Below are 25,979 nucleotides of genomic sequence, written 5' to 3' on the forward strand. Positions count from 1 at the left end.
ATCTGTTTATCAGATTGGCTTTTTTACATGGATAGAAAGTTACAGAGGTAATATGGACGTTATAGAATGAAAAATGTGCTTTTCATTATTATTCTGGTGCTGATTGTAATTGTCAGCCTGCTGGTTTATCAGAATTTTACCAGCCGCCCTCCAGAAGGACCGGGCCCGGATGATGGGACTATTCATCCCCGTCCTCCTGAACCAGAAAAACAGATTAAGTTTGGCGATCGTCTGTATATCCGTATTCTTAAAGCTGAAGACAAGTTTGAACTGTGGTTTAGCTCAGATAATAAGCCTTATGAGCTGTATAAAAGCTATATTATCTGCACTTATTCCGGTGGTTTAGGGCCTAAAAAGCAGCAAGGGGACCATAAAAGCCCTGAAGGTTTCTACTCAACTACCAAAGGATTACTTAACCCTAACAGCAATTATCACCTCTCTTTTAACATTGGTTATCCTAACGCTTTCGATCGCGCTAATGGTTATACCGGTGATTTTCTTATGGTACACGGTGGTTGCGCCTCTGCCGGTTGCTACGCGATGACCGATCCAATAATCACCGAAATATATGGGCTGGTTGAGCAGGCTTTTGCCGGTGGACAAAAAGTAGTCCCTATCCATATTTTCCCGTTTGCCATGACAGCAAATAAAATGGCTCAGTATCAGGATTCAGAATATATCGATTTTTGGCGAACGCTAAAACCGGCTTATGATTTTTTTGAGACTAACCATAAGGTGCCGATGGTTGAGGTGAGTGGGAAGCAGTATTTGGTGAAGGCGGGCTGATAAGTACAAAGGGACATAGTAGATGAAGATTAAATTTTTAGGTCATGATGAGACGCATAACCCTTCGGGAGGCCTCTGTAATGAGTATCGAATTGATGAGATTGAAAATCTGGATGGTTTGATAGATTTTTATCATCAAAAAAGTCAGGAATATGGAAAACAACGAATTTTATTAACGCTGGATGATGTATCTCAGGCTTGTTATACCTCAGGTCACGCTAGAATGACCTATGATTTAGCCGATAGTGATGGTTTGGATTTATCCGGGCTACCAGCTGAATGTTTTGATGAAGGTGAGTATCTTGGGTATTTGAATACTCCATCTGAGATGTTTATTTGTCAGCATAATTTTCAACGTTTAATAAAAGGCGTTACCTTTGAACAGGTTTGTGAAAAAGGATTAACATTAACGGATGAGAATTTAGAAGAGTGGATTGAATATCAAACAGATCCCTTTTCTATTTTTGATAGTCCGGTATCTGCATTAGTTGTACCAGTGAATCATAGCTATGAAACCTTATATGCTTTTCCTAATGGCTATTTTAGTTGTGATTTATCACCGGCAGAAAACTTTATATTGGCAAAACGCTTTCAACAACAATATGGCTTAGAGCTTATTGGTATCGGTGCTTCCTATTTAGGGTTCATCAGGAAAGAACCATTAACAGAAGTACAGTTAAACCATCTCTGTGAAGATTTATTGTTGTTATACCATGTAGCGGATAGTGAAAAAGAAAAAATGGAAGCGCTGTTTAGTCAGATGATTTCAGATAGTAAGTTACTTTGGGTTAAATATACTGATTGATACTAATGTCTCTGTAGTTTTTATATCAGACAGCACTAAAGGTTATTAGGATACACGGGCGTGGGGGTCGACTTGGCGTAAGCCAACGACAAACAGGCTTTGCCTGTTTGAACAGCGCTCGCGCTGGCCCGTAAGGTGTTTCATAACTGCCCGTAGCCCGGGGAGCCGACCCACCGGGCCTGTTTATCTACTACCCGGCCGTACTCAAGGGTAATATATGCTCTTAAGTTCTTACGGCCGGAATATCCTCAGAAACCAATTTACCCCATTACAACTCACTTTTTCTTCGCATACTTCAACGAATCTAACGCTACCGCAAAGATGATAATGCTGCCCTTAATAATATACTGCCAGTAAGGGTTCACTCCGATATACGTCAGGCCATAGTTGATAACGGTAAAAATCAGCACCCCGGTTACCACTCCGGCAACGGTACCCACACCGCCGCTAAACGACACGCCGCCAACCACACAGGCGGCAATAGCATCCAGCTCATACATAAAGCCCAGGTTATTGGTGGCGCTACCAATGCGCCCTGCTTCCAGCATACCGCCAAAAGCATAGAACACGCCAGACAGGGCATACACCATAATCAGGTTCAGGGTGACGTTAACGCCAGAGACTTTTGCTGCTTCCGGGTTACCACCGATGGCAAATATATTTTTACCAAAACGAGTTTTGTTCCATAAGATCCAGACAAACCCGATAGCGATGGCGGCATAAAAGGTAATGTAGGACAGTTTAAAATCACCAAACCGAATAAACCCCTGAGCAAAGGTAGAGAATCGAGGGTCAAAACCGGCGATGGGAGAGGCACCAACAAAGTCATAATAGAGAGAGTTAATACCATAAACGATTATCATGGTACCCAGAGTGGTAATAAACGGCGTCACATTGAGATAGGCAATAATTAACCCATTTATTAACCCAATGATTGCACCAATAATACAAACAACCAGAATGACTACCGGAATAGGAATTTCACCTAAGCTCGGAAATACTTTATTCACGTTACTCATGGATTGCAGCAAAGTAGCAGCAATTACGGCTGCTAACCCTACCTGTCGACCTGCCGACAGGTCAGTACCCTGAGTTACAATGAGTCCGGCAACACCAAGTGCAATAATAATACGCACTGAAGATTGCGTCAGAATATTACTCAGGTTAAGTAAACTGAGGAATGAGGTATCCTGAATAATAATAATGCCAAGCAGCACGAAGAGAACGATATAAATACCGTTCTCTTTCATGAAATTCACAACAGAGCCTTTATTTTTAGTACTCATAATATGCCGATCCTATAACTTATAGATATTTAGAAGCCAGTTGCAGAATTTCACTCTGAGATGTCTCTTTAGTATTAACAATACCCGCCAGACGGCCATTGCTCATAACCAAAATACGGTCGGTAATACCTAATAATTCAGGCATCTCAGAAGAAATGATAATGATTCCCTTCTCTTTTTTTGCCAGCTCAATAATTAATTGATAAATTTCAAATTTGGCACCTACGTCAATTCCACGGGTAGGCTCATCCAATAATAAAATTTCAGGTCGGGTCAGTAGCCAGCGGCCAATAATGACCTTCTGCTGATTACCGCCAGAGAGAGAACCAATCGCTGTTTTATGGCCCGGGGTTTTTACCCGCATTGAGTCGATAACCCACTGAGTATCACTTTTCATTCGGTTATTATTTAATAACCCAACTGAGTTTTTGTAGGTTTTCATATTGGATATTAAAGAGTTAAATCCAATATCTAAATGGGCATAAATTCCCGTCGATCGGCGTTCTTCGGTGACTAAAGCAAAACCATGGCTAATAGCTTCATTAGCGTTGTTATTCTTTATCTCTTTTCCATTTAGAACAATTTTTCCGGCGCTTCTTTCGCGGATACCAAACAATATTTCCACAATATCTGTACGTTTAGCACCAACTAAACCGGCAATGCCTAATATCTCTCCTTTACGCAGAGAAAAAGAGACATCCTGAACTGAAGGCTGTTTTTTTGATGTCAGATTGCTAACTTCAAGAATGACATCACCAATACTGTTGGTCTTTTCAGGAAAGCGTTGAGTTAGTGAACGGCCCACCATCATAGAGATAATGTCATTCATGGCTAACCCTTCAAGAGGGCGGGTAGCAACCCATTGTCCATCGCGCAGTACGGTTATTTCATCGCACAGCTGAAATATCTCTTCCATTTTATGGGAGATATAAACAATACCGCAGCCGCGATCTTTTAATTTATGAATAATACTAAACAGATGACTGACCTCTTTTTCGGTTAAAGAAGAAGTAGGTTCATCCATAATGACAATTTTAGCGTTATAGGAAAAAGCCCGGGCAATTTCTATCATCTGCATTTGGGAAACAGATAAGGTGGCAACTTTTACCAGTGGGTCAATATTAATATCCAGCTCATCGAAAATAGCCTTAGTGTCTTGATACATTTTTTTATGATCGACAAACAGGCCTTTTACCGGATATCGACCAAGCCACATGTTGTCCATAACGGTACGCTGAAGCACTAAGTTGAGTTCCTGATGTACCATTGAAACGCCTTGTTCCAGTGCTTCTTTAGAATTACTGAAATTAACTTCTTTTCCCTGAAATATAATTTTTCCGCTGTCTTTTTTATAAATACCAAACAGACATTTTAATAACGTTGATTTTCCGGCCCCGTTTTCGCCCACTAATGCATGAACGGAATGAGAGCGAACTTTAAGATTAACGTTATCTAACGCTTTTACACCGGGAAATGACTTACTGATATTGATCATTTCCAGCAATAAATCATCGGTTGGCGGGATTAGTTCTTCGCTCATACAACAGGTCCTGATTAAAAAAGGGCGGCAGCAAGCCGCCCCTTCTATTGCTATCAATAAAAAGGATTATTTGAATTTATCCAGATTGTCTTTATCTACTGCTACGTAAGGAACGCGGACAACTTTGTCTTTAATTTCCCACTTGGTGCCTTGTGCAGCAGGTTTACCTTCAGCCAGGTTTTTAGATAACTCAAATGTGGCTTTTGCCTGGTTGCTGGCATCGTTCAGTACGGTACCAGCCATCGTACCCTGACGTACCAGAGCCAGCGCTTCCGGCAGCGCATCTACACCAAATACTGAAATTTTGCTTTTATTGTGCGCTTTCAATGCTTCGATTGCGCCCATAGCCATTGCATCGTTATTAGCGATAACCACTTCAATCTTGTCGGCATTAGGACCAGATAACCAGGCATCCATTTTATCTTTAGCCTGTGCGGTGTCCCACATTGCGGTATCCAGCTGTAGCTGCTGAGTTTTTATCTTGTCATCGTCATTCAATGTTTTAACCACGTAAGTAGTACGTGCTTCGGCATCCGGATGTCCCGGCTCACCTTTAAGCAGTACAAATTGAATGACGCCATCTTTATTCAGATCCCATTCCGGATGTGCTTTCCAGTGTTTGGCAATCAGTTGGCCCTGAATAACACCAGACTCTTTAGAATCGGTACCAACAAAGTAGGCTTTGTCATAGCTGTCCAGTGCGGCTTTGGAAGGCTCTTTATTAAAGAACACCACAGGAATGGAGTCGCCACGTGCTTTATCAATAACGACCTGAGCCGCTGCCGGGTCAACCAGGTTAATCGCCAGCGCTTTAACACCCTTGGCTATCAAAACATCAATTTGATCATTTTGTTTAGACTGGTCATTTTGTGAGTCATTCATCAGCAAAGTAACATCTTTATTGCCAGCAGACTCTTTCTCAATAGCTTTACGAACAACTGACATAAAGTTGTCATCGTATTTATAAATAGTAACCCCAATCTTGGTGGCGGCCAGAGTAGCTGCTGATACAGCCATACAGGTACCAAACACAATCGTGGCTAATAGTGTTTTTTTCATGAATATCTCCATGTATAACTATTTTAGGATTGAATTGTTAATACGCGACAGTCGGGCAGTAAAAATGTTACTAATAAGACTGACGTATTAATATTTTTTACAAAACAACACGATAACTACCGATAAGGGTTATGGATGTTAGATTAATCGTAGTAGAGTCTTAAAGGAATGCCATGAAATGTTATTAAATTGTGATTAATTTCATATAAAAAAATAACGTCAATTTATGACGTTATTTGGGGTTTAATTATTAAGGCAGGAATTTATATTAAAATTTCTTTTTAAAGCATTATTTTTATTCGATTACTTAAGAAATCTAAAAAACAGGTAATTCTGGCAGATAGCTGAGTATTGCGATAATAGACTGCGTTAATTGGCTGCATTACTTTAACCGTTTGCTGCGGTAGCACCTCAATTAACTCACCCTGTAACCTATTTTTATGAGTCATAAAATCAGACAGACAAACAATACCTTCCCCGGCTAAAGCCAGTTGTCTTAAGGTTTCACCGCTGGAAGCGGTCAGGTTTGGTACTATCTGCAACAAATGACCATTATCATCACTAAACGGCCATTCATTTAACTTATCAATTTGGGTAAAACCCAGCAGTTGGTGGGATGTTAAATCTTCAGTACTGGCGATCGGCGGATAGCGTTTTAAATACTCAGGACTTGCTAACGCTCGCCTTTGGCTGGAACCTAAATGGCGGGCATGTAAAGTTGAATCACGTAGTTCGCCAATGCGAATAGCAATATCGGTTTTTTGTTCCAATAAATCGATAAAGTGATCGTTGGTATTTAATTCCAGCTCAATTTGCGGATAAAGACGGCGAAACTCACCAATAATTGGCACGATAGTATGTATCATAAAAGGTGACGCCGCATTGACCCGCAACAGACCTGAAGGTTGCTGGCGACGTATTGCCATCTGATCTTCCGCTTCATCTACGGAAGCCAGAATCTTTCTGGCATGTATTAAAAATGCCTGTCCTTCTTCCGTTAACGCAAGTCGTCGGGTAGTGCGATTTAGTAGCGAAGTTTCCAGCTTCTCTTCCAGCCTGCCAAGTGCCCGACTAATGCCTGAAACCGTTTGATTTAGTTTACTGGCTGCATGAGTAATCGAATGGCTATCGACGACGGTAACAAATGCCAGAAGTTCTTCCAGAGTGGTTTTCATGGTGATTATTGATCCCTGGTCAATGATATTAGATATTTAAGCAGATTATTGTAAAAGCAGGCATCAAATATTTGTGCGGAACCAATTTAGCGGGGAACTTTCCCAATAGTTATTGTTCTGAATAATAGGTAAAGAGTGTATTATCATTATTTTTTAACTTAATAATCAAATAATTATATTAAAAAAATAATACAGAAATAGTGTGGTAAAAGTATTGTTCAGTCAATATTTTATTTATCAATTAGGGAAACAGAGATGTCTGATTACATGGAAAAAGCGGAGTCACTGACCGCTATAGATGCATTGGCCGATCTGCCGGCTCCTTATGCATTAAGTTCGTCAGCGGAAGAACAGATATTTACTGCCGCAATGCAGCAAATAGACAGCTGGCACTGCTTACACAACCCTACTTATGCACAACTCTGCCATGAGCAGTCATCACCGGTTATACCCGTTGGATTATTTAAAACGCTTAATTTAGCCACTCCAATGAATGAACCTGGACAGTGGCTCTCCAGCTCAGGTACCGGATCGCACGGAAAAACTCAGGTATTCTTTGATGCCGCCAGTATGAATCGTATTCAACGGGCAATGACGCAAATGTTCATTGCTAATGGGCTGGTGTCATTAACCCCTTCCCGCTTTCTTTTACTCTCTCCTGACCCTCGATCGGGAGATCATGCCGGCTATGCCACTGCTTTTATGAAATTTACTGCCTGTGCGCCAGTAAAGGAGTGTGTGTTTGCCGTTCAGGCAGATGGTCATTTTGATAGCCAGCTGGCCTAGGATACGCTACAGAGCTGGGCCCGCGATCCTGAACCCATCTATATTTTTGGCCTGACGGTGTTTTTTGAACATCTGTGCTTGAGTCGCCCGGATGCATTCAGGCTGCAAGCGCCTGTAAGAGGATTAACCGGCGGTGGCTGGAAGGGAATGACTCAACAACTGGATCGCCAGCAGATTGTTGCCGGTCTGAATCAGTGTTTACAGGCACCACTGGTAGATATTCGGGATATTTATGGCATGACGGAGCATCCGCTGCACTATATTAGCTGTAAGGAAGGGCATTTCCATATTCCGGCCTATTCTTTATTTTCTATTATTGGCGCGGATGGAAAACTCGCAGCAGCAGGCCAGCAGGGGTTGATTCAGCTTGAGAACCCTTTCTTTGCTTCATTGCCCGCCCAGCGTTTATTAACGCAGGATTTAGGTTTATGGGGAGAGCGCTGTTCATGCGGCCAACCACGGCCTTACCTGCGTTATTCAGGAAGAGTCACAACCCCGGAAGGGACCTGTGCTGCAGAAGCTTTATGAAACAGCCATTGACTGAAAGACTGGTAAAAGTAAGAGCATGGATTGCCAGCTGTATAGGGTCGGGTATGCAATTTTCTTCCGATCCGGCAACTCAACAATTTTGTTTGTCCCGTCTTCATTTATGGTGTTCAACCGATTTACCGGAACAGAAAATCGAACGGGAGCTGGGGGAGAGGAACTGGCGTCCACCTGAGCGGTTACTGCTGGTGATCTCTGAGAAAGATCCGTTGGGTACGCTGGAAGGTTTTTTAGCGACTTATCTGATTGGTAGTAGTATGCGAATCAAAGCCAGGAATTCACGCGTCTGGCTGGAGTCATTGCGTCAGGCATTAGGGTTATCATCAGATGAATGCCAAATTAGCGATTGGCAAAGCCACCAGCAGAGTGATGAGCAGTTATTGCAGGGTATTGATACCGTTTTACTGGCTGGTGGCGAAGCATTAATCCATCATTATCGAAAGATAACGCCTGCGCATATTCGTTTAATTGAACTTGGCCCAAAAATTAGTGGGATGGCAATATTGGGCCATCAGTTACCGCCGGTAGATAAAATTTTGACGGATGTTTGCCTGTTTCTGCAACAGGTATGCAGTTCACCCCGATTTATTTTGCTGGATGATGAACAGGCTGCGGAACAGTTGTACCAGCAATTACAACATGTTTTAGATAGGCTACCTCGTTTGGCGGAAGAGGAGCGAATTACTCAGTTAGCCAAAGCGCGTGAACTGGCGATGTATCAAACGCTGGTCCCGGACTGGGGCAAAATTAATTACAGTGAATCCAGCGGCTGGGGAGTTACCCTGAGTCGTCACTTCACGCCTGAATTATGGTTATCGAAAGGCTTTCAGCTTATTTTATCTCCTGTTGATATCAGTTTGTCCAATGTTGAGTCTCGCTGGCCGGGCCGCCTGCAAACGTTAGGATATTGGGGTGATATCTCAAATTTTCAGTACGGTGGTTTTACTCGCTACTGTTCAATAGGACGTATGCACGATCGCTCGTTGCTGGCACCTCATGACGGATTTTTTATTCTGCAATCATTGGTCTCTTTTATCGACAAGGACGATTATCCATGATGGACAGACCACGAGTTTTTGTTACCGGCGGAACCGGATTTATTGGTTCCCATCTGTTGCCTAAATTACACCAGCAGGGCTATGCGCTGACCGTTTTAGTTCGATCACCGTCATTGCAGAAAATACCGGGCCGTCCGGCCCTACCGCCTGAAACTACACTGGTTACCGGCGATTTATCTCAACCGGAAAGTTACCGGAGTGCACTCAAAGGCCATCAGGCATTGATTCATATGGCTGCGGACTATCGGGTTGGTTTACCCACCTCCTCTTCTGCTCGTCGGGCGATGTATCAAACCAATGTGACAGGAACACTGGATCTGTTTGATGCCGCACAGCAGGCTTCCATTCCGCAAATGATTCATATGAGTACCACAGCGGCATTAGGGGAAACTCAGGGGCGCTATCCGGATGAAACCCACCAGCATAATGGCGTTTTTCGTTGCTATTACGAAGAAACTAAACAGATTGCCCATTACTTTTTGCAACAAAAACAGCAGCAGGGATTACCGGTCAATATTGCTATTCCCGGCGGGGTATTTGGCCCGGGAGATAACAGCGTATTAAGCCAAACCATACGCACTTTTTTCCGCGGTAAGATCCCATTTCAGATTGCCACCACCAGCCGCTTTCAGCTTTGTCATGTGGATCATCTTTGTGATGGATTGATTCATTTGCTTAACCCTGATATTCAGCGGCAAAACTTCCTGTTTACCGGAAAAGATTTCTCAATGCCGATTCTGTTTACGCTAATGGCGGAAATCGGCAAACGTAAAATTCCACCGTTTAAATCAGCGTCATCTCTAAATGCGCTGGCCTGGTTGATGGATAAAATCGCCTCTCTGGGACCGGAAATGCCGCTTTCGCAGGAAGCCCTGCGCATTATGGATGGTAGTACCTATATGTACTGTTCTGATAAAGCCAAACGACAGCTTAACTGGTCGGCAGGAGAGCCACTACAGGAGCTAACCACCTTTATACAGACATTGGCTGATGAGATTGCAGCGGAAAAGCGGTTGGCAAAATAAGGGATAAATAATGAAGACCACCCAATTACAAAGCCCGTGGGGAGACGTCAGGGTAATGCTGGAAAATCCACAGCAGCTGACGGTTCAGGGGAGTAGCGATAAAGCGGTGTTTTTTGGTCAGGGTTATGGTGCAGCCCGATTACGTTTATGGCAGTTGGACCTTTCCCGTCGGGTAGCGACAGGAACACTGTCGGAAATTATGGGTAATGGAGCGCTAAGAACCGATATTTTCCAACGTCGCCTGGGGCTAGCTTCACTGGCGCAGCAGGCAGAATCGATGGATGCGAATGCAGATCCATCATCGTGGCAAGGCCAGCAATATCAGCATATTCAGGCCTATGTGGCGGGTATTAATCATGCGCTGGTGGATATGAAGCTATTGCCGGTTGAGTGTTTGTTGCTACGCTATCGTCCGGCTCCATTTCAGATTGTGGATGCTTATTTACTGGCCCAGTTAAAGTATTTTATAAATTCAGCCTGGCAATATGAGCTGTTTCATACCCGGTTATCTGGTCGCTTAACGCCGGAGCAGCATAAGCAATTGCTCACTACCGTGAGTCAGGAAGGAAACCCCATACCGCCATTACCGCTCAATGACGCAGGAGAACGTCTCGCTGAAGTTGAAGAGGCGCTAAAGGATGGTCTGCTGGGAATGCAGCATCTTGGGCTTGCTTCACCGGATACCGGATCAAACGTTATTGCTATTAGCGGACAACATACGGTTTCTGGTAAGCCAATATTAGCCGCCGACCCGCATATGGGCCATGTAAATCCCGGTTATAACCTGATGTGTAAGCTGGAGAGCGATGAAGGGCTATATGTCACAGGTTCCCACTTCCCTGGTGTACCTGGCATTATCGTTGGTCGTAATCATCATGCTGCCTGGGGGATGGTCGGCATCATGGCGGATAATCAGGATCTGTTCTGGGGCAAAATTAATCTGGCGGAAGAAAAAGTTGAAACCGCCGAGGGCTGGGTACCGCTTAAGCGGGAAAACCAAACTATTCAGTGTAAATCTGGTAAAGCCCATGAGTTTACCGCTTATGGTTTTTCTCAGGGACGATTGCTCTCGGAAAAAGGGGATCATGGCCTGTTTCTACGCTGGCCGTCCCTCGATCATCCCGAGGGGGATATTACCTTCTATTCTCTGGCGAAATGCCACAATTGGGAAACGTTCCGTGCCAGTCTGGCCCATGTGCATAATTCACCGATGATGGTGGGGTATGCAGACATTCATGGCGATATTGGTTTGCAAACGATGGGGTTTATCCCTAAACGAAAAATTGAAATTGGCAGTTTAATCCTCAGTCTTACTAACCCGGACCATCAGTGGCAGGGATATGTTCCCTACGAAGATTTACCATTTCAATATAATCCACCGCAAGGCTATGCGGTCTATACCAATCAGTACAGTGAAGCGCTGTTTAGCGGTAAATGTGCTTTATCAAATCGCTGGCATCCACCAAGTCGGGCATTACGCGTCAGTGAACTGATTGAGCAAACCCATCAGCATAACCTGAATACGCTGCAAGCTATTCAGGATGATAAAGTTGATGTGTTTGCCCGTCGTGCATTAGCCATACTGCTTCCCCATTTGTCGGTTTCTACCCCGTTATCTGACTGGGATGGTAATACCCAAAAAATAGCGCAGGCGCAGCTGTTTGATAGTTGGATGCAGCATCTGGCCGACAGGCTGCTACGTAAAGTGCTTAAGCGCGGCTCACGGGCGCTGTACTCTGATTTCTGGCCCGGTTGCCGCTGGAATATGCTGACTATTTTGCAACAGCACTTAACGGATTGGGGTCATGAAGCGAATTCAGCCGGTCAGCTGGTTCAGGATGCCTATTACAGTGCACTGGTATCGACTCAAAATGCTACCGTTCCGGATGTGGAATTTCAGCACAGTATTAAACGTCCGGCATGGCTGAGAAATTTACTGACGGGTCGTTATCCCTATCAGGGCGGAAACCGGGAAACGATTCATGCAACCCGTCAAAATACCGATTTTCTAACCCAGTCCCAAACCGGTTCTGACGGCTCGGTAAAAAGTAAACCTTATACCTTTGGGCCGGGATTCAAACTGCTGTGTGATTTAAGTGAGCAGGGAGAGGTACGTTACATGATGAATACGCTAGCAAAAGGAGGCCCCTTCTTCTGGCAGTTAACGCCGACATTACGGCGCTGGCAGCAAGGGCAACGCTGGTCAATATCAGTGTTGGATAGAAAAAATAATTCTAAATAACGTCATTAATTACAGAGCAATAGCGTATTCGGCAAAGGTTTAGCCGGTATGTCGTGTCAATCAGAGGGATTATTGTATGACTGGTTTAAAAGAGTGGCAAAAAAGTGGACATCCCGCCCGTTTATGGCGGCCTTTGCCAGAAAATCGAGTGCAGTGTGAGCTGTGCCCACGGGAATGCAAAATTAGTGAAGGGCGTTCCGGAACCTGCCGCATGCGCCGCAATGAACATGGTTCGCTGGTCACGCTTAACTAGTACCAATGACTCAGGAATGTATTGAGACCGAAGCGGTTTATCACTACGCACCGGGGGAGCAGATTCTTTCACTGGGCAATATTGGTTGCATGTTGCGTTGCGACTTCTGCCAAAACTGGACCACCAGCCAGGCGCGTTACGTACAGGATAGCCATGTGATGTACTACAGCCCGGAAGACGTAGTCAATTATGCCCTTAAGCATAATATCAAGGTACTTTCATGGACTTACAATGATCCTATTGTCTGGCATGAGTTTGTGATGGATACCGCCAGACTGGCCCGCCAACATGGTCTGAAAAATCTGTATAAGAGCGCTTTCTATATCGGCGAAAAGGGTATTGATGAACTGCTGGAAGTGATGGATATCTTTAGTATTTCCCTTAAATCTATGCAAGACAGCTTTTACCGCAAACATACTGCTGGTCGTTTACAGCCAATACTGGATGGTATCAAGCAGGTTTATGCGGTAAGACAGGGAGGTAATGGCCCTCATCTGGAGGTTTCCAACCTTTGTGTTACCGGACGAAATGACAATTTAACCGAAAGCCGTAAGGTCTCTGACTGGATGCTCAACAATCTGGATGCGGAGATTCCGCTTCATTATGTGCGCTTCCATCCGGACTTCCGCTATACCCAGGTTGAACGTACTTCGGTGCCTTTTTTAGAGCAGGCTCGCCTTCAGGCAATGGCTGACGGTATGCGTTATGTCTATTTGGGGAATGCCTATAATACCACCAGTACCAACTCTTATTGTCCGGACTGTCAGGCTTTGTGGGTTCAACGCAATGGTCTGATTGCCCGTTCGTTCCTGCAAAATGGCTGTTGCCCTCAGTGTGGTAAAGCCTCGCCGATTCAGCTTCCATGGAAAGATTTGGTATCTGAATCCGTTACTCATCAAATTCCGCAAAGTTTTATCTCGACCACTCATATGTTCCGTGGGCCGATACAGGCTTGCCATGTAGAGCAACAGCAAGAATCTACGCTGTTTTATCAGTTTATTTCAGCATCGGGTCAGCCGGTGGGTGAGGTTGGTACCAACGGTTGTATCCGTTTTATGCTGTCTAAAAGCGATGAAAGAGCGGAAGGAATACGCCTTTATCATCCGGCAGCGAATAAATTGCAGGTATTTGAAGTTTACGATCGGGCGCATTTTCCGGTTACCGGCGCTGAACAAACTCACTTTGCCAGTGAAGACGTTCCATTAAACTTTTTGCCAATTCGGGGGCGCTGATATGCCGCTAAATTGGGGATACTCTTATGCCCGGTCTCAGTCTATCGCTTATCAGTTACGTAAGGCCGGGCTTGGTGGTGAAGGGAAAAACCTACCGGTGGTTTATCTGTCCGGTATTTTAGGCTCAAAGCTGTATGACCGTCAGGAACAGGCGCAGATCTGGGGGGATTATCGGGGTGTTTTTTTCCATAAACCACATTATGCCGGTTATGAATATGAAGACAGTGAAGCCCATCGCGCCAGAGTATTTGCTAATGGGCATCTGCATGAGTTCACCATTGTTTCTGGGTTAGTTCATACTCTGGTTACCGCGGAGCTAAAGCAGGTTTTACAAACGGGGTTAGGTTATAAAGAGGGACAGGATCTGTTTTTTTTGGCCCATGACTGGCGAGCTGACCTTCGGTCACTGGCCAGCCGATTGGATGCGGAATTTGCGCGACTAAGAGCCCGGTTTGGTGACGATCAAAAAATTATATTGATGGGGCAATCGATAGCTAATCTGGCTATTCGCTACTGGTTGCGAGTGACCACCAGTGAAAATCGGGAAATGATAGCCAAATGGTATGCTTTTGGTCCGCCATGGCAGGGAACTTATCATGCACTGTCAATGATGGAGACGGGTTACTATCCGGGAACCCGTTTATTCCACGGTTTTTCTGCTGATGATGTTACCAGTTACCCCAGCACCTATCAGTTGCTGCCTTCTCAATCAGAGGTTGTGGATATTCAGGGCAAACCTTTAACCGGTTTCGATATCTATAACCCCGAATGCTGGCAGGAGTACCGAATGGGGCCTTATCGGGTATCAGGGGTTGATATATCACCCGTTTGTCAGCGGGCCAGAGAACAGCTCGGTCAAAATTTGCAAAAAGCCCGTGAGCTGGCAGCCAGTATTAAAGGGAGTTCAACTCAGGAGCAGGCTATTCCACAGGTATGGTTCTTAAGCGATAACAATACGGCAGTAAAAACCGCTGTCTATGATGGTCATCGTTGGTACCTTGAAACCAAAACCATTCAGCGCGACATCCCACAGCTGGTTTCACAGGTGCTGGAGCAGGGGGACGATCATCTACCATTAAGCGGTTTACTGTCCCAACGTTGTGGACCTGTTATTCGCAATGCTCATCATCAACCCTGGGGGGAGAGTTTCGTCTATATCAGCAAAGCCAGGACCCATCGGGCATTAATCAACCATACGCCAAATTTACGATCTTTAGCGTTTGATTTAGCAGTAGAAAGGGAAAAAATAAAGAATATTAAGTAAATAGCTCTTCCGGTCGGGCGCAGTAGTCATATAAATGCTATGCGATCATGGCCGGAATACTGACTAAAAATAAAAAAAGCATGCTTGTTATTTGCTTCACACCACCTTATTGCTTTAGCCATAATCGGTTAAAACCGTACTTTCTTCATTTTTTAACCATCTTGATACGCGTTAAAAAAAAAGTGGTTTATCGCGGGTAGTAACGCGTTATTATTCACCGATAGAGGTTAAAAATCTGTCTCCGAATGCCGACAGTTTTTTGACTATTTTCTGGTAAAGCTGTGTTTTTCATCAACCCTTGTGCCGCAAGGCCTGCCATCATTTTTTGATGAAAAATAAGTAGCATTTTCGTTACTAAACAGGTTTACTTTCGCCAATTAATTTTTTAGCAGGTTGTTTATGTCAATGTCTCAACTTAGCGTAGCGATTCTTGCCGCTGGCAAGGGTACGCGTATGTATTCAGATCTTCCAAAGGTTCTGCATCTTTTAGCCGGTAAGCCAATGGTGCAGCATGTCATTGATACTGCGTCTAAACTGGGCGCTACACAGGTTCATTTGGTTTACGGACATGGTGGAGACCTGCTGAAGAAAACGCTGTCCGATCAGCCAATTAACTGGGTGTTACAGGCGGAGCAATTGGGTACGGGCCATGCCATGCAGCAGGCCGCGCCTTATTTTGCCGATGATGAAAATATCCTGATGCTGTACGGCGATGTTCCACTCATTTCTGAAGATACCCTGCGTCGTTTAGTGGCGGCCAAGCCGGTTGGTGGCATTGGCCTGCTGACCGTTAAGCTGGATGACCCAACCGGATATGGCCGTATCGTGCGTAAAGATGGTCAGGTGGTGAGTATTGTTGAGCATAAAGATGCCAGCGCAGAGCAGCATAAAATCAATGAGATAAACACCGGTATTCTGGTTGCCAGCGGTAAAGACTTAAAGCGTTGGTTAAGCAAACTGAATAATAACAATGTGCAGGGCGAATATTACATCACGGATGTTATCGGCCTGGCTTATGAAGAAGGTAATCGTATTGAAGCGGTACACCCTTCCCGCCTGAGCGAAGTTGAAGGGGTCAACAACCGCCTGCAACTGTCCCGTCTGGAGCGCGTCTATCAGGCAGAACAGGCTGATCGCTTACTGTTGGCTGGTGTGATGCTAAACGACCCTTCCCGTTTTGATTTACGCGGTGAATTGATTCATGGCCGTGATGTAGTGATTGATACTAACGTTATCATTGAAGGCCGTGTGGTACTTGGAGATCGCGTGCGTATTGAAAGCGGCTGCGTGCTGAAAAACTGTGTTATTGGTAACGACAGCGTGATAAGCCCTTATAGCGTTATTGAAGATGCTGAACTGGGCGTTGGTTGTACCGTTGGTCCATTTGCCCGTTTACGTCCAGGCGCACAGCTTGAAGATGAAGCGCACGTTGGTAACTTCGTGGAGATGAAAAAAGCGCGTTTGGGTAAAGGTTCTAAGGCCGGTCATCTCTCCTATCTGGGTGATGCGGATATTGGCGACCGGGTTAATATCGGTGCCGGTACCATTACCTGTAACTACGATGGTGCCAATAAATTTAAAACCATCATTGGTGATGATGTGTTTGTTGGATCGGATACTCAACTGGTTGCGCCGGTTACGGTTGCTAAAGGTGCCACTATCGGTGCAGGTACTACGGTTACTCAAGACGTTGGTGAAAATGAACTGGTGATTAGCCGGGTCAGACAGCGTCAGATTTCCGGTTGGAAAAGACCAGAGAAAAAGAAATAACCAGATAAGTGATGGAGCGGTGTTTGTCACGGCTCCATCACTGTTTTGCTATGGTTTTTTGAGATTATGACTGAGAAACAATAGCAAAACATAATAATCCCCAACTCTACAGGCTCGGGGAGGCCGGAAAATCCGGCAACAAAAAGGTCAAGGGCATCGCAGAACCCGGATATCCTCCGGTTCTTAAATCAGGAATATAAACGATGTGTGGAATTGTTGGTGCAGTAGCACAAAGAGATATAGCAGAAATATTGTTAGAAGGTTTACGTCGTCTGGAATACCGCGGGTATGACTCTGCGGGTCTGGCGGTTGTTGATGAAGCCCACAACTTACAGCGTGTTCGCCGTTTGGGCAAAGTGAAAATGCTGAGTGACGCCGTGGATGAATATCCTCTGTCTGGCGGTACCGGTATTGCACATACCCGCTGGGCTACTCATGGTGAGCCTTCAGAAATTAACGCACACCCTCACGAATCCGGTTTCATTGCCGTAGTTCATAACGGCATTATTGAGAACTATGAGCCTCTGCGCGATGAGCTGAGAGCTAAAGGTTATGTCTTTACTTCTGAGACAGATACCGAAGTTATTGCCCATCTGGTGCATGAAGAGTTGAAAAATAACAGCCAACTCAGCCTGTTGGAAGCAGTACAGCGCGTACTGAAAGTGCTGCGTGGTGCCTATGGTACGGTGATCATCGATCGTCGTAATCCGGATGTCCTGGTGGCTGCCCGTTCAGGTAGCCCAATGGTGATTGGTTTAGGTCTGGGAGAAAACTTCATTGCTTCTGACCAGTTAGCGCTGCTGCCGGTTACCCGTCGCTTTATCTATATGGAAGAGGGCGATGTGGCAGAAGTCACCCGTCGTTCCGTAACTATCTTTGATAAAGCGGGAACGCTGGTGGATCGTCCATCCATTGAATCAACCAGTCAGTATGATGCCGGTGATAAAGGTATTTACCGTCATTACATGCAAAAAGAGATTTATGAACAGCCTCTGGCCATTAAAAACACCCTTGAAGGGCGTATCAGCCACGGTCTGGTCAATCTGGAAGAACTTGGCCCATCAGCCACTGCGCTGTTAGAGAAGGTTGAGCATATTCAAATCGTCGCCTGTGGTACTTCTTACCATTCAGGGATGGTTGCCCGTTATTGGTTTGAAGCCATTGCCGGTGTACCTTGTGATATCGAAATTGCTTCAGAATTCCGCTATCGCAAACCGGCTGTACGTAAAGGCAGCCTGCTGTTGACGCTGTCCCAGTCCGGTGAAACAGCCGATTCTCTGGCGGCATTACGCTTATCAAAAGAGCTGGGCTATTTGGGCTCTCTGGCTATTTGTAACGTCAGTGGTTCATCGCTGGTTCGCGAATCAGATATCGCACTAATGACCCGTGCCGGTGTTGAGATTGGCGTGGCTTCAACCAAAGCCTTCACCACTCAGCTAACCGTGCTATTGATGCTGGTTGCTCGTTTAGGCCGTTTACAGGGTATGTCAGAAAAAGCCGAGCGCGATATCGTCCATGCTTTGCAGGCGCTGCCTAATCGTATCGATCAGCTTCTGTCTCTGGATAAATCCATTGAAACTCTGGCGGAAGGCTTCTCTGATAAGCATCATGCTTTGTTCCTTGGTCGTGGCGATCAGTATCCTATCGCAATGGAAGGTGCTCTGAAGCTGAAAGAGATTTCCTATATTCATGCGGAAGCTTATGCAGCAGGTGAGTTAAAACACGGTCCTCTGGCGCTGATTGATGCGGATATGCCGGTGATTGTGGTTGCTCCTAACAACGAACTGTTAGAAAAGCTGAAGTCGAATATAGAAGAAGTCCGCGCGCGTGGTGGTCAGCTGTATGTATTCGCAGCAGAAGATGCCGGGTTCAGTGATGCTGAAGGCATGACCATTATTCCTCTGCCTTATGTAGAAGAGCTGGTAGCGCCAATTTTTTACACCATTCCACTACAGTTGCTCTCTTATCACGTTGCGTTGATTAAAGGGACTGACGTTGACCAGCCGCGAAATCTGGCGAAGTCGGTGACCGTAGAGTAATCCACATCACATTGATATAGTTCATTGTGAGCGGAGAATAAAGTTCTAAACTGAATGAATCCGGTTATGCTGTTCAAAAAGCATACCGGATTTTTTTTATGGTTAAATTAATGCGGTCGTTAAGCGAGTTACAGAAGCTGTACGCCGGAAATTTTGTCTTCCCAACATCGGCCCCAGGTATTTTAGATACAGGAAATCTACCACTTAAACCGGTATAGAAAACATTAACACCTGTTGAGGAGTGGATGACGTTGATTATGCCATCCACTCTGAATTACTGGTTCCCAGCCCAGACAACCATCACTTTGTCATCGGCGTATTCGCGACTAAAGCCGTAACCCTGTTTCATGCTCAACGTGTTTTGTTTACCCGCACCGATTGCCGGATGACGCGCGCGGAATTGGCTGATTTTCTGCCAGTGAGTGAGCGTGGCGATATTCTGCCCCCAGTTCATATCTGAACGTGTTCCCTGAAGCGGGTCGGAACCGGTCGGGCCAAACGGGCGTTCCGTTTCATCACCATAGAAAATTTGTACTGCCCCCGGAGTCAGTAACAGTAATTCTGCCGCACGCTGGCCCCCTTCGCGGAACAATCGAGTATCATGGGAAGAAAGGTAGCTAAGAACGTTAAAATCCTGCAGTTTAGTCGCCATTTGCTGCCAGGTGAGATCGATGTTCGCGAGACAATCCACTGCTTTTGCCGCCTGCTCCTGATAATCAAAATTGATCATTGCGTCAAAGCCGCTGTTGTAATAGTCACTTTTCATCACGCCGTGTCCCCAAGACTCACCGGTCATCCAGAACGGTGCATCATCCAACTTTTTGTCTGGATTGGCTTTTTTCCATTCAGCTAGCGCAGTAACAGACTGTGTTTTTAACTGCTGCCAGCTTATTTTTTCAACGTGTTTTGCGGTATCTACCCGGAAGCCGTCGATACCATAATCCCGCACCCATTGACTGAGCCAGTGAGTCAGATAATTTCGCACGGTATAGCCGGCCATTTCTTTGGCATGGGTGTCAGGTTTATGACGATAAAAAACGGGTAAACCTGCAGGTTGTGTGTTTTCTGTTTTTAAATCTGGCAGGAAAGCCAACGACATAGTTAAATCATCAAAACCCGGCGTGTCGTAATTGCCAATATCAGTACGAATCCAGTTTTTGCCCCACCAGTTTTGCCAGGCTACACTGTCGTTGAAGTTGATGTAATCATTAAAGGAGTGCCAACTTTGGCCCGGACCTGGCTTCCAGTCAGTCCAGTGCTTACCAAGTGTTTTAGTCAGCTCGTCACCTTGAAGATACAGTGCACCAAACTGATATTCCTGCATGTCGGCGAGCGTTGCGTAACCAGTATGGTTCATTACGATGTCGAACAAAACACGTATACCGCGTTTGTGGGCTTCATCCACCAATGTGCGCAATTCATCCTCAGTACCCATATTGGCGTCAAGTTTTGTCCAGTCCATGGTGTAGTAGCCATGGTAGGCGTAATGTGGGAAATCCCCTTTTGTACCGCCACCAACCCAGCCGTGAATTTGTTCCAGCGGTGAGCTAATCCATAATACGTTCACACCCAGTTGCTGTAGATAATCGAGTTTTTGCGTTAAACCAGTCAGGTCACCACCGTGGAATGTGCCGATTTCTTGCATGCCATCTTTATGGCGGCCATAGCTGTTATCGTTTTTCGGATCGCCATTGATAAAACGGTCGGTCAGAACAAAGTAGACCGTTGCGTTATGCCAGCTAAACATTGGAGCCTGCTGAGTAGTGGCTGGTTCCAGAAGTAACAGGCCATTGCTGCTCGCCGCAGGCATCAGGGTGATTTGACCTTGTTTGACCGTTGCTGTTGAGCCGCTGTAGAAATCACGTACTTCACTGCCTTCGGCGAAAGTTTTGCTGACGTCTATCGTTAGTGGTTTACCATCCCATTTTGGGCATTGGCGGGTGATATCAGTTGGCGCTGTTTGTTCCTCATTATTGACGCTCAGAGTAAGTGTCGGGGTACCGCTGCGTGTGTCTATCTGTACGTGATATTCGCCTTCACGAAATATGCGCCAGGCGGGGGCCTCTCCTTCACATGGTTTCAGTGAAAGCGCCTGATTAAGCTTAATTGATTCTGCGGGTTGCCAGCACGCTTGTTCTAATTTGAGATTTAATGGCAGCGTGCCTTTTGCAAGTCTGGTTTCACTGACAAATAAACCTGGACTTTGTTCTTTAAACCCAGGTATTCCGGACGCCGTCCAGGCGGCTTGTACCAGTCCGGGAAACAGCAGAAACAGCAGAGGTAGTTTTTTCATAAGGTTAATCCCATGATTATCTTTTATTCAGTTTGGCACTGTTTTAATTAATTGAATTCCCCCCCAAAAGAAATAATTGAGGAGGAGATAATAGGGTGAGTGACAGCGATATCTCTTGCTTTCAATTATCATTAAAACCCTCATTTATTCAGGTTAGAGTGATAATTATATTTATTAAAAATATCATTAGGTTAAATCAAAATTTCTCACTGTCATAAAACTGTAACCTGGTTGACATTATACTGTCACTAAACGGTCTTATCTTTGCGTTTGTACTCATCACCAGTCTGATTTTTAACGATACAGAGCCAATAAATTCCTTTAGGAGGAATGATGAAACTGATACGTACAACTATTGCTTATGGTATTGCAACAGCCGTTTCTCTGACTACGTTGTCAGCATTTGCGGTAGAGAATATTACCGGTGCCGGGGCTACTTTCCCTGCACCTGTCTATGCCAAATGGGCTGACAGCTATCAAAAAGAGAGCGGTAATAACATTAATTACCAAGGGATTGGTTCGTCCGGTGGCGTTAAGCAAATTAATGCCAATACGGTAGATTTTGGCGCGTCAGATGCTCCTCTGGATGATGAGAAGCTGGCTAAAGACGATTTATTCCAGTTCCCAACCGTTATTGGTGGTGTGGTGTTGGCGGTTAATGTCGAAGGGATTAAATCCGGAGAACTTACTCTGGATGGAAAAACTCTGGGTGACATCTATTTGGGTACGGTGAAAAAGTGGAACGACCCGGCCATTGTTAAGCTGAACCCGGGAATCAAACTACCAGAGCAGGATATTGCAGTAGTGCGCCGCGCTGATGGTTCAGGTACCTCTTTCGTGTTTACCAGCTATCTGGCAAAAGTGAATGCAGACTGGAAAGACAAGGTTGGGGTTGGTTCTACGGTTAAATGGCCGGTGGGTTTAGGTGGTAAAGGTAATGATGGTATTGCAGCCTTTGTTCAACGTTTGCCGGGTTCTATCGGTTATGTTGAGTATGCTTATGCCAAGCAAAACAATCTGGCTTATACCAAACTGGTATCAGCAGATGGTGAAGCAGTAAGCCCAACTCAGCAGTCATTTAGCGCAGCGGCTAAAGGTATCGACTGGTCGAAATCCTTTGCACAGGATTTGACTTTCCAGAAGGGTAAAGACGTATGGCCGATTACCTCAACCACTTTTATTCTGGTGCATAAAACCCAAAAAGATGCCAAACGTGGTGAAGAAGTATTGAAGTTCTTTGACTGGGGTTACAAAAAAGGCGGTTCTCTGGCAACAGAGCTTGATTATGCCGTACTGCCAGACTCCGTGGTTGAACAAGTTCGGGCAGCCTGGAAAACGCAGGTTAAAGATAGCAGCGGTAAAGCGCTCTATTAATCATTCCTAACCGCCCTCTTCTGTATATCGGGAGAGGGCTGTAAATATGAAAGAGAGACTCAATGGCGGTACATAAGCCGGTAATGAAAGCTCCGGGAAAGCAGGGTGATATTATTTTCGGCGCGCTGGTTAAACTGGCAGCGCTGATTACCCTTTTATTATTGGGCGGCATAATCATTTCTCTGATTATTGCTTCATGGCCCAGCATTCAAAAATTTGGTATCAGCTTCCTCTGGCATAAAGAGTGGGATGCGCCAGCCGAGGAGTTTGGGGCGCTGGTTCCCATTTATGGCACTATCGTAACCTCTATTATTGCGCTGTTGATTGCCGTACCGGTAAGTTTTGGTATAGCGCTGTTTCTGACCGAGCTGGCACCTAAATGGTTAAAACGCCCATTGGGTATTGCCATTGAATTACTGGCAGCAATTCCCAGTATTGTTTACGGCATGTGGGGGTTGTTTATTTTCGCTCCGCTGTTTGCCGAATATTTTCAACAGCCGGTAGGGGATGTGGTAGCAAACATTCCTATTATTGGTACGCTATTTTCTGGCCCGGCATTTGGTATCGGTATTCTGGCTGCCGGTATTATTCTGGCCATCATGATTATTCCTTATATTGCCGCGGTAATGCGTGATGTGTTTGAGCAAACGCCAACGCTGTTAAAAGAGTCCGCTTACGGTATTGGTTGTACCACCTGGGAAGTGATCCGCAACATCGTATTGCCTTATACCAAAAATGGTGTGATTGGCGGCATTATGCTGGGTTTGGGGCGCGCCTTAGGGGAAACCATGGCGGTGACCTTCATTATCGGTAACACCTACCAGCTGGATAGCTTCTCGCTGTATATGCCGGGTAACAGTATTACTTCAGCCCTGGCTAATGAGTTTGCTGAGGCTGAATCCGGCCTGCACACCGCAGCGCTGATGGAGCTGGGGTTAATCCTGTTTGTGATCACCTTTATTGTATTGTCCCTGTCTAAGTTAATGATTCTCAGATTAAACAAGAATGAGGGGCGCTAAGATGAGCACTATCGATAAGTCTGAAATCGCCGCCTTTGATGCCAGTCGCAAACGTATGCAGTCATGGCGCCGTCAAAAAAACCGTCTTGCACTATTCATTTCCATGATGGCCATGGCTTTTGGCCTGTTTTGGTTAATCTGGATTCTGTTTTCAACCATTACTAAAGGCATCGATGGTATGTCGATGGCGTTGTTCACTGAAATGACGCCGCCACCGAATACCGCAGGCGGTGGATTAGCCAATGCCCTCGCCGGTAGCGGCCTGCTGATTTTGTGGGCGACGGTAATTGGTACACCGTTGGGGATTCTGGCGGGTATCTATCTGGCGGAATACGGTCGTAAGTCAATTTTCGCTTCCGTAGTACGCTTTATTAACGACATTTTGCTGTCTGCACCTTCCATTGTGGTGGGTCTGTTTGTTTACACCATTGTGGTAACGCAGATGGAGCGTTTTTCCGGCTGGGCCGGTGTGATTGCGCTGGCGTTATTACAGGTGCCAATCGTCATTCGTACTACTGAGAATATGTTACGGCTGGTGCCCGATAGCTTGAGAGAGGCAGCCTATGCGTTGGGGACACCTAAGTGGAAGATTATCCTGTCGTTAACGCTAAAAGCCTCCCTGTCAGGCATTGTGACCGGCGTGCTGTTAGCCATAGCCCGTATTGCCGGGGAAACAGCGCCTCTGCTGTTTACTGCATTATCCAATCAGTTCTGGAGCCTCGACCTGAGCCACCCGATTGCCAACTTGCCGGTAACTATTTTTAAATTTGCCATGAGCCCATTTGCTGAGTGGCAGCAGTTAGCCTGGGCTGGCGTATTGCTGATTACCCTGTGCGTATTGTTATTAAATATTCTGGCGCGTGTAGTTTTTGCCAGTAAAAAACACTAGAGAGACGACTTAATGAATCTGACGAGTGACAACAGCTCAACTGAAAGCAAGATTCAGGTACGGGATCTGAATTTCTATTACGGTAAATTCCATGCGTTAAAGAATATCTCATTGGATATTGCCAAAAATCAGGTCACGGCGTTTATTGGACCATCCGGCTGTGGTAAATCCACCCTGCTGCGGACCTTCAATAAAATGTACCAGCTTTATCCGGAACAGAATGCCACCGGGCAAATTCTGTTAGATGGCCAAAACATCCTTGAAGATAATCAGGATGTGGCGTTGCTGCGGGCAAAAGTCGGTATGGTGTTTCAAAAGCCAACGCCATTTCCCATGTCGATTTATGACAATATTGCCTTTGGCGTGCGACTGTTTGAACGCCTGCCGCGGGCAGAAATGGATGAGCGCGTACAGTGGGCATTAACTAAAGCAGCACTGTGGGATGAAACTAAAAATAAACTTAACCAGAGTGGCTATAGCCTGTCTGGTGGTCAGCAACAGCGTTTATGTATTGCCCGCGGTATTGCCATTCGCCCGGAAGTGCTGTTGCTGGATGAGCCTTGTTCAGCTCTTGACCCTATTTCAACCGGTCGTATCGAAGAGTTGATTAGCGAGTTAAAATCTGAATATACCGTGGTGATCGTAACCCACAATATGCAACAGGCGGCTCGCTGTTCTGACCATACCGCATTTATGTATCTGGGTGAGCTGATTGAGTACTCTGATACCGATATGCTGTTTACTGCACCGCAGAAGAAACAAACTGAAGATTATATTACTGGCCGCTATGGTTGATAACGGGGAACCCATATGGAAAACCTTAATTTAGGCAAACACATTTCCGGTCAGTTTAATGCGGAACTGGAACATATTCGTACTCAGGTCATGGTTATGGGAGGACTGGTGGAGCAGCAGCTCACCGATGCTATCAATGCCATGCATCAGGCGGATGAAGAGCTGGCCCGCCGGGTGATTGAAGATGACCGTAAAGTTAACAATATGGAAGTGTCGATTGATGAAGCCTGCGTGCGGATTATTGCCAAGCGTCAGCCAACCGCCAGCGACCTGCGTTTAGTTATGGCTATCACTAAAACAGTTTCAGAATTGGAACGCATTGGTGATGTAGCGGATAAAATTTGCCGTATGGCGTTGGAAAAGTTCTCTCAGCAACATAAGCCGCTGTTGGTAAATCTGGAGTCTTTAGGCCGTCATACGGTTCAAATGCTGCATGATGTGCTCGATGCTTTTGCACGCATGGACATTGACGAAGCGGTTCGTATCTATCGGGAAGATAAGAAAGTCGATCAGGAATACGAGGGAATTATCCGTCAACTGATGACCTATATGATGGAGGATCCGCGCTCGATTCCCAGCGTGTTAACCGCGCTGGCCTGTGCGCGTTCGATAGAACGTATTGGCGATCGCTGTCAGAACATTTGTGAGTTTATTTTCTATTTTGTAAAAGGTCAGGATTTCCGTCACCGCAGCGGTGATGAAGTTGAAAACCTGCTGGCGAAAAAGTAGTAAAGCAACGACTA

General features: G+C 45.6%; 22 protein-coding genes. 17 read left to right on the top strand and 5 right to left on the bottom strand.

The annotated features are described in order from the left end of the window. Positions 1 to 66 precede the first annotated feature (66 nt). Both LPW36_RS06775 and LPW36_RS06780 read left to right on the top strand, forming a co-directional pair. Positions 67 to 786, top strand: coding sequence for a L,D-transpeptidase family protein (locus LPW36_RS06775; RefSeq protein WP_230608747.1), 720 nt, complete (start codon positions 67 to 69; stop codon positions 784 to 786). A 22-nt stretch (positions 787 to 808) separates the two neighbouring features. Beyond that, on the top strand, positions 809 to 1,591 hold the full coding sequence (locus LPW36_RS06780) for a DUF4253 domain-containing protein (RefSeq protein ID WP_230608748.1): 783 nt from the start codon (positions 809 to 811) through the stop codon (positions 1,589 to 1,591). Between the two features lie 275 nt (positions 1,592 to 1,866). Here the strand turns inward: LPW36_RS06780 and mglC are convergent, their stop codons facing one another. The 4 genes from mglC to LPW36_RS06800 form a co-directional block, all read right to left on the bottom strand. Then, positions 1,867 to 2,877, bottom strand: coding sequence for a galactose/methyl galactoside ABC transporter permease MglC (gene mglC, locus LPW36_RS06785; protein ID WP_230608749.1), 1,011 nt, complete (start codon positions 2,875 to 2,877; stop codon positions 1,867 to 1,869). Between the two features lie 19 nt (positions 2,878 to 2,896). Then, a complete protein-coding gene (mglA, locus tag LPW36_RS06790; RefSeq protein ID WP_230608750.1) occupies positions 2,897 to 4,417 on the bottom strand; it encodes a galactose/methyl galactoside ABC transporter ATP-binding protein MglA in 1,521 nt (506 codons plus the stop codon). 66 nt (positions 4,418 to 4,483) lie between these two features. Beyond that, on the bottom strand, positions 4,484 to 5,476 hold the full coding sequence (gene mglB / locus LPW36_RS06795) for a galactose/glucose ABC transporter substrate-binding protein MglB (RefSeq protein WP_268991550.1): 993 nt from the start codon (positions 5,474 to 5,476) through the stop codon (positions 4,484 to 4,486). 281 nt (positions 5,477 to 5,757) lie between these two features. After that, positions 5,758 to 6,651, bottom strand: coding sequence for a LysR family transcriptional regulator (locus tag LPW36_RS06800; RefSeq protein ID WP_230608751.1), 894 nt, complete (start codon positions 6,649 to 6,651; stop codon positions 5,758 to 5,760). Positions 6,652 to 6,906: 255 nt separating this feature from the next. Here LPW36_RS06800 and LPW36_RS06805 point away from each other — a divergent pair, with 255 nt between their 5' ends. The 10 genes from LPW36_RS06805 to glmS all read left to right on the top strand — a co-directional run bounded on the left by LPW36_RS06805 (position 6,907) and on the right by glmS (position 18,866). Next, the gene (locus tag LPW36_RS06805; RefSeq protein WP_230608752.1) at positions 6,907 to 7,437 is read left to right on the top strand and encodes a hypothetical protein; all 531 of its coding nucleotides are present in this window, start codon (positions 6,907 to 6,909) and stop codon (positions 7,435 to 7,437) included. A 57-nt stretch (positions 7,438 to 7,494) separates the two neighbouring features. Further along, positions 7,495 to 7,965 carry a LuxE/PaaK family acyltransferase gene (locus tag LPW36_RS06810; protein ID WP_230608753.1) on the top strand — a complete coding sequence of 157 codons (471 nt, stop codon included), beginning with the start codon at positions 7,495 to 7,497 and terminating at the stop codon, positions 7,963 to 7,965. Next, complete coding sequence (locus LPW36_RS06815) at positions 7,962 to 9,041, top strand: acyl-CoA reductase (RefSeq protein WP_230608754.1); 1,080 nt, start codon at positions 7,962 to 7,964, stop codon at positions 9,039 to 9,041. The genes LPW36_RS06810 and LPW36_RS06815 overlap by 4 nt, the downstream gene beginning before the upstream one ends. Then, positions 9,038 to 10,066: an NAD-dependent epimerase/dehydratase family protein gene (locus LPW36_RS06820; RefSeq protein ID WP_230608755.1), complete on the top strand. Its 1,029-nt coding sequence runs from the start codon at positions 9,038 to 9,040 to the stop codon at positions 10,064 to 10,066. The genes LPW36_RS06815 and LPW36_RS06820 overlap by 4 nt, the downstream gene beginning before the upstream one ends. Before the next feature lie 10 nt (positions 10,067 to 10,076). Next, positions 10,077 to 12,308, top strand: a complete 2,232-nt coding sequence (locus LPW36_RS06825; RefSeq protein WP_230608756.1) for a penicillin acylase family protein — start codon at positions 10,077 to 10,079, stop codon at positions 12,306 to 12,308. Positions 12,309 to 12,384: 76 nt separating this feature from the next. Next, positions 12,385 to 12,561, top strand: coding sequence for a hypothetical protein (locus LPW36_RS06830; RefSeq protein WP_230608757.1), 177 nt, complete (start codon positions 12,385 to 12,387; stop codon positions 12,559 to 12,561). A gap of 5 nt (positions 12,562 to 12,566) precedes the next feature. Continuing rightward, entirely contained in the window at positions 12,567 to 13,793 is a 1,227-nt protein-coding gene (gene amrS / locus LPW36_RS06835) for an AmmeMemoRadiSam system radical SAM enzyme (RefSeq protein ID WP_230608758.1), read from the top strand. Position 13,794: 1 nt separating this feature from the next. Beyond that, entirely contained in the window at positions 13,795 to 15,057 is a 1,263-nt protein-coding gene (locus tag LPW36_RS06840; RefSeq protein WP_230608759.1) for a lipase/acyltransferase domain-containing protein, read from the top strand. A 399-nt stretch (positions 15,058 to 15,456) separates the two neighbouring features. Further along, positions 15,457 to 16,827: a bifunctional UDP-N-acetylglucosamine diphosphorylase/glucosamine-1-phosphate N-acetyltransferase GlmU gene (gene glmU, locus LPW36_RS06845; RefSeq protein ID WP_230608760.1), complete on the top strand. Its 1,371-nt coding sequence runs from the start codon at positions 15,457 to 15,459 to the stop codon at positions 16,825 to 16,827. A gap of 203 nt (positions 16,828 to 17,030) precedes the next feature. Next, a complete protein-coding gene (glmS, locus tag LPW36_RS06850; RefSeq protein WP_230608761.1) occupies positions 17,031 to 18,866 on the top strand; it encodes a glutamine--fructose-6-phosphate transaminase (isomerizing) in 1,836 nt (611 codons plus the stop codon). Between the two features lie 274 nt (positions 18,867 to 19,140). Here the strand turns inward: glmS and LPW36_RS06855 are convergent, their stop codons facing one another. Continuing rightward, positions 19,141 to 21,159 carry an alpha-amylase gene (locus tag LPW36_RS06855; protein WP_230608762.1) on the bottom strand — a complete coding sequence of 673 codons (2,019 nt, stop codon included), beginning with the start codon at positions 21,157 to 21,159 and terminating at the stop codon, positions 19,141 to 19,143. A gap of 333 nt (positions 21,160 to 21,492) precedes the next feature. Here LPW36_RS06855 and pstS point away from each other — a divergent pair, with 333 nt between their 5' ends. The 5 genes from pstS to phoU all read left to right on the top strand — a co-directional run bounded on the left by pstS (position 21,493) and on the right by phoU (position 25,965). Next, on the top strand, positions 21,493 to 22,533 hold the full coding sequence (pstS, locus tag LPW36_RS06860) for a phosphate ABC transporter substrate-binding protein PstS (RefSeq protein WP_230608778.1): 1,041 nt from the start codon (positions 21,493 to 21,495) through the stop codon (positions 22,531 to 22,533). A gap of 62 nt (positions 22,534 to 22,595) precedes the next feature. Beyond that, positions 22,596 to 23,552 carry a phosphate ABC transporter permease PstC gene (gene pstC, locus LPW36_RS06865; RefSeq protein ID WP_230608763.1) on the top strand — a complete coding sequence of 319 codons (957 nt, stop codon included), beginning with the start codon at positions 22,596 to 22,598 and terminating at the stop codon, positions 23,550 to 23,552. Position 23,553: 1 nt separating this feature from the next. Further along, positions 23,554 to 24,441 carry a phosphate ABC transporter permease PstA gene (gene pstA / locus LPW36_RS06870; protein ID WP_230608764.1) on the top strand — a complete coding sequence of 296 codons (888 nt, stop codon included), beginning with the start codon at positions 23,554 to 23,556 and terminating at the stop codon, positions 24,439 to 24,441. 12 nt (positions 24,442 to 24,453) lie between these two features. Next, complete coding sequence (gene pstB, locus LPW36_RS06875; RefSeq protein WP_230608765.1) at positions 24,454 to 25,236, top strand: phosphate ABC transporter ATP-binding protein PstB; 783 nt, start codon at positions 24,454 to 24,456, stop codon at positions 25,234 to 25,236. Between the two features lie 15 nt (positions 25,237 to 25,251). Continuing rightward, a complete protein-coding gene (phoU, locus tag LPW36_RS06880; RefSeq protein WP_228399121.1) occupies positions 25,252 to 25,965 on the top strand; it encodes a phosphate signaling complex protein PhoU in 714 nt (237 codons plus the stop codon). Positions 25,966 to 25,979: the final 14 nt, after the last annotated feature.

It is taken from the genome of Limnobaculum eriocheiris (genome assembly GCF_021010575.1).
Lineage (GTDB): Bacteria > Pseudomonadota > Gammaproteobacteria > Enterobacterales > Enterobacteriaceae > Limnobaculum > Limnobaculum eriocheiris.

What these genes read in the sequence shown, in the direction of transcription:
- LPW36_RS06775 (WP_230608747.1), top strand. Translation starts at nt 67, where the DNA reads ATGAAAAATGTGCTTTTCATTATTATTCTGGTGCTGATTGTAATTGTC.
- LPW36_RS06780 (WP_230608748.1), top strand. Translation starts at nt 809, where the DNA reads ATGAAGATTAAATTTTTAGGTCATGATGAGACGCATAACCCTTCGGGA.
- mglC (WP_230608749.1), bottom strand. Translation starts at nt 2,877, where the DNA reads ATGAGTACTAAAAATAAAGGCTCTGTTGTGAATTTCATGAAAGAGAAC.
- mglA (WP_230608750.1), bottom strand. Translation starts at nt 4,417, where the DNA reads ATGAGCGAAGAACTAATCCCGCCAACCGATGATTTATTGCTGGAAATG.
- mglB (WP_268991550.1), bottom strand. Translation starts at nt 5,476, where the DNA reads ATGAAAAAAACACTATTAGCCACGATTGTGTTTGGTACCTGTATGGCT.
- LPW36_RS06800 (WP_230608751.1), bottom strand. Translation starts at nt 6,651, where the DNA reads ATGAAAACCACTCTGGAAGAACTTCTGGCATTTGTTACCGTCGTCGAT.
- LPW36_RS06805 (WP_230608752.1), top strand. Translation starts at nt 6,907, where the DNA reads ATGTCTGATTACATGGAAAAAGCGGAGTCACTGACCGCTATAGATGCA.
- LPW36_RS06815 (WP_230608754.1), top strand. Translation starts at nt 7,962, where the DNA reads ATGAAACAGCCATTGACTGAAAGACTGGTAAAAGTAAGAGCATGGATT.
- LPW36_RS06820 (WP_230608755.1), top strand. Translation starts at nt 9,038, where the DNA reads ATGATGGACAGACCACGAGTTTTTGTTACCGGCGGAACCGGATTTATT.
- LPW36_RS06825 (WP_230608756.1), top strand. Translation starts at nt 10,077, where the DNA reads ATGAAGACCACCCAATTACAAAGCCCGTGGGGAGACGTCAGGGTAATG.
- LPW36_RS06830 (WP_230608757.1), top strand. Translation starts at nt 12,385, where the DNA reads ATGACTGGTTTAAAAGAGTGGCAAAAAAGTGGACATCCCGCCCGTTTA.
- amrS (WP_230608758.1), top strand. Translation starts at nt 12,567, where the DNA reads ATGACTCAGGAATGTATTGAGACCGAAGCGGTTTATCACTACGCACCG.
- LPW36_RS06840 (WP_230608759.1), top strand. Translation starts at nt 13,795, where the DNA reads ATGCCGCTAAATTGGGGATACTCTTATGCCCGGTCTCAGTCTATCGCT.
- glmU (WP_230608760.1), top strand. Translation starts at nt 15,457, where the DNA reads ATGTCAATGTCTCAACTTAGCGTAGCGATTCTTGCCGCTGGCAAGGGT.
- glmS (WP_230608761.1), top strand. Translation starts at nt 17,031, where the DNA reads ATGTGTGGAATTGTTGGTGCAGTAGCACAAAGAGATATAGCAGAAATA.
- LPW36_RS06855 (WP_230608762.1), bottom strand. Translation starts at nt 21,159, where the DNA reads ATGAAAAAACTACCTCTGCTGTTTCTGCTGTTTCCCGGACTGGTACAA.
- pstS (WP_230608778.1), top strand. Translation starts at nt 21,493, where the DNA reads ATGAAACTGATACGTACAACTATTGCTTATGGTATTGCAACAGCCGTT.
- pstC (WP_230608763.1), top strand. Translation starts at nt 22,596, where the DNA reads ATGGCGGTACATAAGCCGGTAATGAAAGCTCCGGGAAAGCAGGGTGAT.
- pstA (WP_230608764.1), top strand. Translation starts at nt 23,554, where the DNA reads ATGAGCACTATCGATAAGTCTGAAATCGCCGCCTTTGATGCCAGTCGC.
- pstB (WP_230608765.1), top strand. Translation starts at nt 24,454, where the DNA reads ATGAATCTGACGAGTGACAACAGCTCAACTGAAAGCAAGATTCAGGTA.
- phoU (WP_228399121.1), top strand. Translation starts at nt 25,252, where the DNA reads ATGGAAAACCTTAATTTAGGCAAACACATTTCCGGTCAGTTTAATGCG.